Raw genomic sequence first — 10,325 nt, forward strand, 5'->3', positions numbered from 1 at the left:
CCACCGGATGGACCGGCCCCGCACCCCGGCAAGGCGGGCGAAGGCCGCGGAGAATGCGGCTAGCGGAGCGCGCCGGGAGATCGCGTCGACCCGCCGGATCGCCGGACCGAGCGGGTTGCGGAACGGCGAGCACACCGCCTGCCACACTGGGCTCGGCGCCGTGGCCGCGGCGGTGAGGTCGGACCGCGCCGGGAAGTCGGACTGCGCCGGGAAGTCGGCACGGGCCAGATAGGCGTGGTGCACGTCACCGGACAGCACGATCACGCTGGCCGGCGCCGGACCGCGTTCCCCCGCCGAGATAGACCGAAGCAGCTCCGCCATCGCGGCGAAGGAGGAGCCGAAGGCCGACCAGTGTTCGAGGTCGAGGGCTTGGCGGACCCGCTCGGCCACGGCCGCGGCCCGTCGGCCCCACCGCCCGCCCGCAATCAGCTCGCTGGCCGCCTCGACGTTGTGGATCGTCGGTGTCAGCAGGAACGGGACGGAGGTGCCGAGCAACAGGTGATCCACCTCGCCGTCGTGCAGGGTCTGTTCCCGCACCCACTCCCACTCGACGGCGTCGATCATCGCCCGCGAACCGTCGGGGGACACCACCCGTGCACACCGGGAGTCGATCACGATCAGCCGGGTCCGGCCGAGGTCCCATCGGAAACTCCATCGCACCGCCCGGCCGGCCGGTTCGCCGTGGCCCTCAGGCTGGGCACCCTCAGGCTGGGCGACGGCACGGGGACCGACCCGGCCGTCGGCCGCGGCGGTTCGCCCCGCGGTCACGTCGGGGTGGTCTGCCGCCTCGTCAGCCCGTCGGGCGAACGCGCGCAGCACCTGCTCCGCCACGCTGCCGGCCACGCTGCCGGCCACACTGTCGGCCACGTTGGCCGGGGCGGCCCCGCCCTCGGGCACTGCGGGGGTTCCCGCCTCGACCACGGCCCGGAACACCGGATCACACTCCCGGACGGCCGGGGCCAGGTTACCGAGGTGCTGGTAGAGCCAGTAGGCCATGATCCCGCCGGTGACGCGTGCGTCCCACCACGGCGCGGCCCTAATCTCCGTACGCCATGCCGCGGAGATGTTCCAGTCGTCTCGCACATCATGATCGTCAAAGATCATCGCCGTCGGGACCGTTGACAGTAACCAGCGGATGTCCGTCTGCGACCACGCCTCCTGGTACAGCCAGGTGTACTCCTCGAAGTCGGCGATCTCCTCCCCCGGCGGGACGGTGACATCCCGCCGGTCACGAATCCGCGCCGCCGTCTGCGAGGAGACATGATCGGCATAGACCTGGTCACCGAGCAGAAGCAGGACATCCGGCCAGGAGGCGGGGTCGTGCGCGGGCAGTTCCAGGGCGAGGGCGTGCAGCGCGTCCGTGCCGAGTCCACGGCTGTCCTGATCGGCGTTCAGGGTGTACGGCTGCTCCTGCGGCGCGGTCACCCGGCAGGAGCCGAAGACCAGCCGCAGGGGCCCCTCGTCCTTGACGGGACGCAGCAGGCTCGGCGGCCTGCCCGGCTCCGGCCAGACCCGCACCGCGCCGTCGGTGGGCGGCTCGGACCCGACCGCCGGCCCTCCGGGCCCGGGACCCGTCAACCACACCTCGTCCGTCAACCACACTTCGTAGGGAACCGGCTCTCCCGGCGTCAGGCCTTCGACCACGACGACTGCGTAGTGGTGCCCGGCCACCTCGAAGGTACGGGCCTGCCCAGCCGGCGGGCCGAACGTCGCACGTGCGAGTGCGCCGCGCGGGACCCGGACCTCGACATCACAAGCAGCGTCGGTCTCCATCCACAGAGTGACGCGCGTTGCCTCGGTGTGCCGGTGGATGGGGCCGAGGAGCAAACGAGTCATTCGCCCACTCTCGTCCAACGAGACGAACGCACGTCCGGCTATCGCACGGCATGGACAGCGTGTTACTTAACGACCACACTCGGCTGATCGCCTTCAGGCGACGGCGCCACGCGAGCCACTCCAGGAAGTCGGACGACAGGCTCGTCGTGTAGCGCCGTTCACGGCAGCGCGAGCGAAGATATTCTGGAGATTTTTGAGCTGGGCCTTAAAACTCGGACCTTCCTTCCTTCAGCTATGAGCCGGTCTATCCAACTGTTGCCGCACGGAGGAGGTCGAAGGTATGTCGGCTGTAGGGGTTGCGTCGGGGTGTCTGGTCGGAGTCGACCCAGGGCGGGGGGATGAATTCGGGCCGGCGATCGTGGCCGATTCGGACGATCCAGCCGTGGTGGTGGATGAGCCTATGATGATATCCACACAGCAGTACCAGATTGTCGAGTGAGGTTCTTCCACCGTCTATCCAATGACGAACGTGGTGAACTTCGCACCATGACGGCGGCCGATCACACCCCGGGAATGAACAGCAGACGTCTCGGGCGATGACGGCGCGGCGTAGGTCCGCGGGTGCGGTGCGGTGGGCCCGTCCGACGTCGAGGGGGACGCTCGCCGCATCGAAGACGACGCGGGTGACCGTGGCGTCACAGGCCAGGCGGCGCAGGACACTGGCCGGCAGAGGTTGACCCCAGCTGGTGGTGGCGGGCGTACCTCCCTGGCCGAGTAGTGCCGTCCAGGGGACGGTGACGGTGAGGTGGGGGCGCACGCCGCCGGTGACGGGCAGGGCTGCGGTGGTGAGGGTGCGGTGAAGGAGATCGACAAAGGCGTCGGCGCGGCGCTGTGCAGGTGCGCGGGGTCGGGGGTGCCGTCGTCGGCGGGGCGGGGTTTGGCCAGCGGGTCGAGTGCGCTGCGTAGGAGCGCGGCGGCTTCGGCGTCGAGTTCGCCGGTGATACGGGTGGTGCCCCCGGGCAGATCGATGATCCACAGGCCGCGCCGATCCCCGGGGGCGTCGCCCGAATCCTGGTTGCCGTTGCCCGGGTTCTGGTTGTCATCGCCGGCCGGGCCCCCTGCGGGGCCGGGAGACGTGCCGGAGTCGGCGCCCTCACGGTCGCCGTTCTGGCTGCCGGTGTTGGCGGGGTCATCGCCGCCGGGGCTGGTGTCGATCCGGGTGAGTTGTTCCCGCAGGTGCCGGCCAAGACGGGCCAGTTCGCGGGGGTCGAACATCCGGGCCAGCTCCAGCAGGGATGCCTCCGCCGCCGTGTACACCTGCGCGTCCAGGTCGCGGGGGAGGGAACGGATCGTCGTGCGGACCTCGACCGCCTGCTCGACCGTGATCGCGCCGGCGGCCAGGGCCGCACCGGTGGCACTCAGCGGTCCGTCCACGGCCAGGGGCAGATCGACCAGGCGTTGGGCGTCCCCCGGCCGGATCCGCAGCCGTTCCCGCAGCAGCGCCGCGGTGCTGGTAGCCCCCCTCCCGCACGGCCAGGTTCCGGCCGTGGGCCTCCCGCACCAGCGCGAGCCGCACCGCGGCCAGGCGGGCCAGCTCCACCGAACAGTCGTCCAGGGCGCCGTACAACTCGGCATCCGACAACGACCACACCGGCGCGTCCAACAGGCCGCCGACCTGCTCGGCCACTACCGCCAAACCCAACGGCACCAGATGCTGCCCGAGGGCCGGGCCGGCAGTAATGGTCATGGATCAAGCGTAGATCACACAACCCCCAATGTCGAACTCATGTTCGATTACCGTAACTAGGAATTCGTAATGAAGTAAGTAATGCAGGCCAATATGCGTCTTCGCGGGTCACGGGCTCGCGAGGACCCCGAAGTGAACAAGTTATTTCATTCCGAATCCTAGGTGCTGTGGTCCTAGGTGCTGTGGTCGTAGCGGAAATGAGGACCGGCGTGCTGGTGCGTGCCCTGCGCGAAGATCCCGGTCGCCCTCGGCTTCACGTGCATGGCCGGCGGTCTGCCGGCCGGGACCGTCCCCGAACCCCGCCCAGGCCGCCCTCGACTCCCCCGGCAGCCCGGGGCATGGCCTCGAGCACGGTCCAGGGCCCATCCCGCGCCTGCGATTGTTCACTTATCCGGTGGAAAATCTGCGCCCGCTGCAGACAACGACCCGACACGCTGCTAGCGTCGGAACCATGCGGTCACATGCCGGACATCCGGGACGGTTGCGCGCCGCTCTGCGATGTTCGGGGGATGCCCGAAGGTCGGTACACTGGGCGGCCACCCATCCCGCACGGCCGCCTTCGACGGGCTGTGCCCGGGCTTCTGATCTTTTTCGTACCGCACGATCTTAGGCATTCCGACCGGCCCCGGGGAAGCGGCCCGGTTCCCCTTCGGCAGCCGGACCGTCCACCGCCGCACCGCGCGGGCAACCGTGAGGAACCGCGGACGAGGACAGCCATCGCAGACTAGTCGCAGGTATCGGTGGTAGTCGCAGGCAGTCGCAGGTATCAGTGCCCGGCCGGCGTCCCACAGCCGGCGCCCGGTACACCGCCGACACGCCGACACGCCGACACCACCGACGCACCGAACACCGACTTCGCCCCGGGGAGGATCACCCTATGAGCACCGAGAGCTGGTCGTTCGAGACCCAGCAGATCCACGCGGGAGCCCAGCCGGACCCGGCGACCGGCGCCCGAGCCGTGCCGATCTACCAGACCACCAGCTACGTCTTCCGCGACACCGACCACGCCGCCGCCCTGTTCGCTCTCGGTGAGCCCGGAAACATCTACACCCGGATCATGAACCCCACCCAGGATGTCTTCGAGCAGCGCATCGCCGCCCTCGAAGGTGGGATCGGGGCGCTCGCGGCGGCGTCGGGGCAGGCCGCGGAGACGCTGGCGATCTTGAACCTGGCCGAGGCCGGCGACCACGTGGTCTCCTCGGCCAGCCTGTACGGCGGGACGTACAACCTGTTCCACTACACCCTGCCGAAGCTGGGCATCGAGGTCTCCTTCGTCGGCGATCCCGATGATCTCCAGGAGTGGCGGGCGGCGGTGCGGCCCACCACGAAGGCGTTCTACGGGGAAACGGTCGGCAACCCCCGCGGCGACGTCCTCGACACCGTCGGGATCTCCGAGGTCGCCCACGCGCACGGGATCCCCCTCATCGTCGACAACACCCTCGCGACGCCCTATCTGTACCGGCCGCTGGAGCACGGCGCGGACATCGTCGTCCACTCGGCGACGAAGTTCATCGGCGGCCACGGCACCGCGATCGGCGGCGTCATCGTCGACGGCGGCCGGTTCGACTTCGGCGCCTCCGGCCGGTTCGCGAACTTCACCACTCCCGACCCGAGCTACCATGGTCTAGTCTACTGGGACGCGCTCGGTCACGGCTCGTACATCGTCAAGGCGCGCGTGCAGCTACTGCGCGACCTCGGCCCGGCGATCTCCCCGTTCAACTCGTTCCTGCTGCTCCAGGGTCTGGAGACGCTGTCGCTGCGGATCGAGCGGCACACCGCGAACGCCCAGCGGGTCGCCGAGTGGCTCGAGGCGCGCGACGAGGTGAGCTGGGTGGCCTACCCGGGCCTGCCGTCGTCGCGGTGGTACTCCCGGGCACAGAAGGTGCTCCCCCGCGGCGCCGGCGCGATCCTGTCCTTCGGCATCGCCGGTGGCGCCGAAGCCGGGAAGAAGTTCGTCGAGGGGGTCGAGCTGTTCAGCCACCTGGCGAACGTTGGTGACGTCCGCTCACTGATTATCCATCCCGCGACGACGACGCACTCCCAGCTCACCGAGACCGAGCAGACCGCGACCGGGGTCACCCCGGATCTCGTCCGCCTGTCGGTCGGCATCGAGGGGATCGACGACATCCTGGCCGACCTCGATGCCGGGTTCCGTGCGGCCAAGAGCTGAGTCGCGTGGCACCGGTGCGGCCCTTTCGGTCGAGCCGGTGCCGCCGACGGTCGAACCGGCGCCGTCGGCGCCACCGCCCGCCTCCGGGGCATGGCGCGCCGGGATCGACCCGGTGGGACGGCGCCGGTTCGTCGACCTGCTGGGACCGCTGCGGCTGGAACGCGGCGGCGTCCTGCCCGGCGTGACAGTGGCCTACGAGACGTGGGGCCGCCTCGACGCCGCGGCCACCAACGCGGTGCTGGTCCTGCACGCGCTCACCGGGGACAGTCACGCCGCCGGCCCGCCCGGGCCGGGCCATCCCACCCCAGGCTGGTGGGATGGCCTGATCGGGCCTGGACGGGCCCTCGACACCGATCGCCTCTTCGTGGTCTGTCCGAATGTGCTGGGCGGCTGCCAGGGCACGACCGGGCCAGCCAGTCCCGCGCCGGACGGCCGACCCTGGGGCGGCCGATGGCCCGAGATCACGATCTCCGATCAGGTCACGGTGGAGGTCGCCGTCGCCGACGCGCTCGGCATCCGGCGCTGGGCCGCGGTGGTCGGCGGCTCGATGGGGGGCATGCGGGCCCTGGAGTGGGCCGTCGGCCATCCCGACCGGGTCGACCACGCCGTGGTCCTGGCCTGCGGCGCGGCGGCGACGGCGGAGCAGATCGGGTTGTCCGCGGTGCAGCTTCGTGCGATCACCGACGACCCGGCCTGGAACGGCGGCGACTACCACGACCGGCCCGACGGACGCGGCCCGGACGCCGGCATGGGTCTGGCCCGGCGGGTGGCCCAGATCAGCTACCGCAGCGAGGCCGAGCTGGAGGAACGGTTCGCGGATCGGACCCGGCCCGACGGCTTGTTCGAGGTCGCCTCCTACCTCGACCACCATGCCGGCAAGCTGGCCGCTCGGTTCGACGCCGGCACTTACGTCGCCCTGACCCGGGCGATGATGATCCAGGACGTCGGCCGGGGGCGCGGGGGGCGCGCGCCGGCGCTACGGTCCTGCCCGGTGCCGTTCACCGTCGCAGGGGTCGATTCCGACCGGCTCTATCCCCTCCACCTGCAGGAGTACATCGCCGAGCGCGTCGGCGCGCCGTTGCGCGTCGTCCACTCGCGGCGCGGGCACGACGGGTTCCTGATCGAGACCGAGCAGGTCGCCGCAATCGTCCACGACGCCCTCCGGACGGCCTGACCCGGAACTGATTATCCGCACGGTTTATCCGCACGATTTAGCCGCACGGTGACGGCACCGCGCGGCACGGCAGCGGACGGCACCCCGGCCCGTCACCTTGAGCGTGTATGAACCGCTGCATGGTGACCCCCTCCGCCGGTCCGCCGGGTGCCCGCCCGGGCGGGCTATTCGCCACCATCCGCGCGGCCCTGCCGGGCCTGCTCCCGAGCGAGCAGCGGGTGGCCGAAGTGTGTCTGGCCCGTCCGGGGGACGTGGTCGAATGGTCCGCCGCGCAGCTCGCGGAGGCCGCGGGAACATCGACGGCCACGGTGGTGCGCGCCTGCCAACATCTCGGCTTCCGCGGATTCCAGCATTTCCGCGTCGAGCTCGCCCGGGAGAGCGGGGCCGCGGCGCTGCGCGGTGAGATCGGCCGAACGGACGCTGCCGACCCGGTCGAGCGCCTGGTGGACACCGTCTTCGGCGCGGCGACCGCGGTGCTCGCCGACGCGCTCGGCCCGCTGGACCGGTCCCGTCTCGCGCCCGCCGTGGACCTGCTGGACCGGGCCGACCGACTGCTCGTCATCGGCAACGGCGGATCGGCTCCGGTCGCCCAGGACGCGGCGTTGCGCTTCCTCAGCATGGGCCGGCCGGCCGAGGCGCCGGGCGACTCGATCGCCCAGGAACTCACCGCCCGCCTGCTCGCGCCCTCGGACGTCTGCCTGGTCATCACGAGCAGCGGGGCGAACGAGCCGAGTCTGCGGGCCGCGGAGGCGGCCCGGACCGCGGGCGCCGCCGTCATCGGCATCACCAGCTACACGGCCGGGCCCCTGGCCGAGATCGCCGACATCAGCCTCGTGGTGGGGTCGCCCGACTGGCCCATCAGCTCGGACATGATCGCAAGCCGGCTGGCCTCCCTGCTGCTGCTCAACGCCCTGCAGCTCGCGGTCGGCCTGCGCCGCACGGACAACCCGCTGCTGGCCGGGACCGTCATGCGGGACGTCCAGGGCCACTCCGTGCGGGCGGAGGACGGCCCGCGGCGGCCCGCGGCGGATCCCGGCCTCGGAGCCGCCGATCCCTACGAGTTCTGACCGAATGACCGGTCAGGTCAGTCGGGTCAGGGGACGCGCGCCAAGGGGCGCTCGGACAGCTACGAAAGCGTCCCACCGGCAAGGCGCTTGACCGGAGATTCGTTGCGGTAAGTGACTGTCCCCCGTTTCCCGACCGTCATGGACCATTCATCTAGGTACCCGAGACTGCCTCTGTAACGAGGAACCAGGGGGCAGGCGCACTCCTGGAACAGACGTACACGGGGTGCTGGGTGGCAGAAATCCGGATCGAGGGCCTCACGAGGCGCTTCGGAAACGTCCGTGCGGTGGACGACGTCTCCCTCGACGTGGCGGACGGTGACTTCCTCGTTCTACTGGGACCGAGCGGCTGCGGGAAGACCACGCTGCTGCGCATGATCGCCGGCCTGCTGGAGCCGAGCGAGGGGCGCATCATGCTCGGCGACCGCGACATCACCCATGTCCCCGCCCGACGGCGCGACCTCGCCATGGTCTTCCAGAGCTACGCGCTATACCCGCACCTGACGGTCGAGCGCAACATCGGGTTTCCGCTGCGGGCCGCGCGCCGCCCTAAGGCGGAGATCGCCCGGCGCGTCCGCGAGGTCGCCGACCAGCTCGAACTCGGCGGGCTGCTCCACCGGCGCCCCCGTGAGCTATCCGGCGGGCAGCGCCAACGGGTGGCGCTCGGCCGTGCGCTGGTCCGTGACCCCCAGGCGTTCCTCATGGACGAGCCCCTCTCGAACCTCGACGCGAAACTGCGCACCGCGACCCGCACCGAGCTCGCCGGACTGCACCGCCGGCTGGGCCGAACCTTCATCTACGTCACCCACGACCAGGTGGAGGCCATGTCGATGGCGACCCGCGTGGTCCTGCTCAACGGCGGCCGCGTGGAACAGGTGGGCAGCCCGACCGAGGTCTACGACACGCCGGCCTCGGTGTTCGTCGCCGGCTTCCTCGGCGCACCGCCGATGAACCTGATCGACGCCCGGGTGGAGGCCGACGGCGACCTGCTGGCGGTCCGCGCGGACGGGCTACGCATCCCGCTGTGGCCGGGCTTCGACGAACCCCGCGACGTCATCGTCGGTCTGCGACCCGAGAACCTGGCGCTGTTGCCCGGCTCGGCCGAGCTGCCCGGCCCGGCCGAGACATCGTCGGCATCACCCGGGTTGACGGCATCACCCGGGTTGACGGCGCAGATCGAAGGTGTCGTGACCACGGTCGAGAACCTCGGCAGCGAGGAGGTGGCCTGGTGCGACGTCCACGGTCAGGCTGTCGCGCTGCGTGGCCCCCGCCCGATCGGACTGGCCGCCGGTGACCGGGCCCGACTCACCATCGACGTCTCACGGGTGCACCTGTTCGCTCGGGCGAGCGGACGTCGTCTCGCCTGGCGGCCACCGGATTCCCGGGAATCCCTGACCATCCCCGTGCCCGGCGCGCTCGCCGCGTCCCCCTCCCCCGCTTCGGCCGCGCCCGCCGCGGTCTGAGGGGCGACCAGACCCAACCGGACCAGATCACCGCGATCCGGTCCGTCCGCCATCCCATCGATTCCGTCGGTCCCGTCGGTCTATTGATCCCAACGTCCCGTTGATCCCAAGGAGCATCCCCGTGGCTCGACCACGCCTGCTGCGTGCCGCAGCTGGCCTCGCGTTGCTTGCGGCGCTCGCCTCCGCGTGTGCGACGTCCTCGCCCACACCCACGAGCGCGGCCGCGAACGCCAGCACGATCCCCGAGCTCTCCCCGGACCAGAAGGTCTCGATCGTCTTCGAGAGCTACAACCTCGCGAACGTCGGGACGTGGAAGCCGGTGATCGAGGGGCTGCTCCGCGACTTCCAGGCGGCGCATCCCAACATCACCGTCAAGGGCCAGCCGCCGCAGAACCTGGCCGGCAGCGCGAACAGCGGCGACTACGTCACCAGCATCAAGAACCAGGTGCTGGCGGGCAGCCCCCCGGACGTCGCCCAGATCACCTTCAACGCGCTGCGCTTCGCCTCCGGCAGCCTCGGCGCCCAGCCGCTCGACACACTGGTCGGGCGGGAGGCCGTTCAGGCGAACTTCGGCGGCGAACACCCGTTCGCCCCGAAAGCCCGCACCCTCGGCGATGTCGACGGCAAGACCTACGCCGTCCCGTACGTCTTCTCCACCCCGGTTCTCTGGCTGAACAAGACCCTGTTCACCCAGGCCGGCCTCGACCCGGCCAAGCCGCCGAAGACCTGGGCGGAGGTAAAGACCGCGGCGCTCGCCATCAAGGCGAAGACCGGCAAGGACGGGGTCCTCATCGACTGTCTGACGAAGGTCGGGGACTGGTGTTTCCAGAGCCTGGTACGGTCAGCCGGTGGCCGGGTGATCTCTACCGACGGCACCAAGCTATCCTTCGCCGACCCGCCGGGCGTCGAGGCGGTGTCGATGGCCGCCGAC

The 10,325-nt window shown here is 70.8% G+C and carries 7 protein-coding genes and 1 pseudogene; 5 read left to right on the forward strand and 3 right to left on the reverse strand.

What is annotated here, in order from left to right:
• From AC08OV_RS12290 to AC08OV_RS12300, 3 genes and pseudogenes are all read right to left on the reverse strand, one after another.
• Positions 1–1,836: DUF7800 domain-containing protein (locus AC08OV_RS12290; protein WP_476614720.1), on the reverse strand; the 1,836-nt coding region annotated here is incomplete at its 3' end.
• A gap of 244 nt (positions 1,837–2,080) precedes the next feature.
• Positions 2,081–2,374: an HNH endonuclease signature motif containing protein gene (locus AC08OV_RS12295; protein WP_476619693.1), complete on the reverse strand. Its 294-nt coding sequence runs from the start codon at positions 2,372–2,374 to the stop codon at positions 2,081–2,083.
• Positions 2,375–2,422: 48 nt separating this feature from the next.
• Positions 2,423–3,411, reverse strand: a pseudogene (locus AC08OV_RS12300) (DUF222 domain-containing protein); the annotation flags it as partial.
• Positions 3,412–4,400: 989 nt separating this feature from the next.
• On the opposite strand from AC08OV_RS12300, the gene AC08OV_RS12305 reads away from it, so the two are divergent.
• The 5 genes from AC08OV_RS12305 to AC08OV_RS12325 all read left to right on the forward strand — a co-directional run.
• Entirely contained in the window at positions 4,401–5,693 is a 1,293-nt protein-coding gene (locus AC08OV_RS12305; RefSeq protein ID WP_476614872.1) for a bifunctional o-acetylhomoserine/o-acetylserine sulfhydrylase, read from the forward strand.
• Positions 5,665–6,867 (forward strand): homoserine O-acetyltransferase MetX, encoded by a 1,203-nt coding sequence (gene metX, locus AC08OV_RS12310; protein WP_476614871.1) that lies wholly within the window; start codon positions 5,665–5,667, stop codon positions 6,865–6,867. Before AC08OV_RS12305 ends, metX begins: the two co-directional genes overlap by 29 nt.
• 119 nt (positions 6,868–6,986) lie before the next feature.
• Positions 6,987–7,934 carry a MurR/RpiR family transcriptional regulator gene (locus AC08OV_RS12315; protein ID WP_476614870.1) on the forward strand — a complete coding sequence of 316 codons (948 nt, stop codon included), beginning with the start codon at positions 6,987–6,989 and terminating at the stop codon, positions 7,932–7,934.
• 230 nt (positions 7,935–8,164) lie between these two features.
• A complete protein-coding gene (locus AC08OV_RS12320; protein WP_476619689.1) occupies positions 8,165–9,394 on the forward strand; it encodes an ABC transporter ATP-binding protein in 1,230 nt (409 codons plus the stop codon).
• A 121-nt stretch (positions 9,395–9,515) separates the two neighbouring features.
• Positions 9,516–10,325, forward strand: an 810-nt coding sequence (locus AC08OV_RS12325; RefSeq protein WP_476619690.1) for an extracellular solute-binding protein, incomplete at its 3' end; no start/stop codon positions are given.

This window comes from Frankia sp. CeTa3Moorea (assembly GCF_978021225.1).

Coding starts and splice junctions, on each gene's coding strand:
- AC08OV_RS12315 (WP_476614870.1), top strand. CDS start 6,987: ATGGTGACCCCCTCCGCCGGTCCGCCGGGTGCCCGCCCGGGCGGGCTA.
- AC08OV_RS12305 (WP_476614872.1), top strand. CDS start 4,401: ATGAGCACCGAGAGCTGGTCGTTCGAGACCCAGCAGATCCACGCGGGA.
- metX (WP_476614871.1), top strand. CDS start 5,665: ATGCCGGGTTCCGTGCGGCCAAGAGCTGAGTCGCGTGGCACCGGTGCG.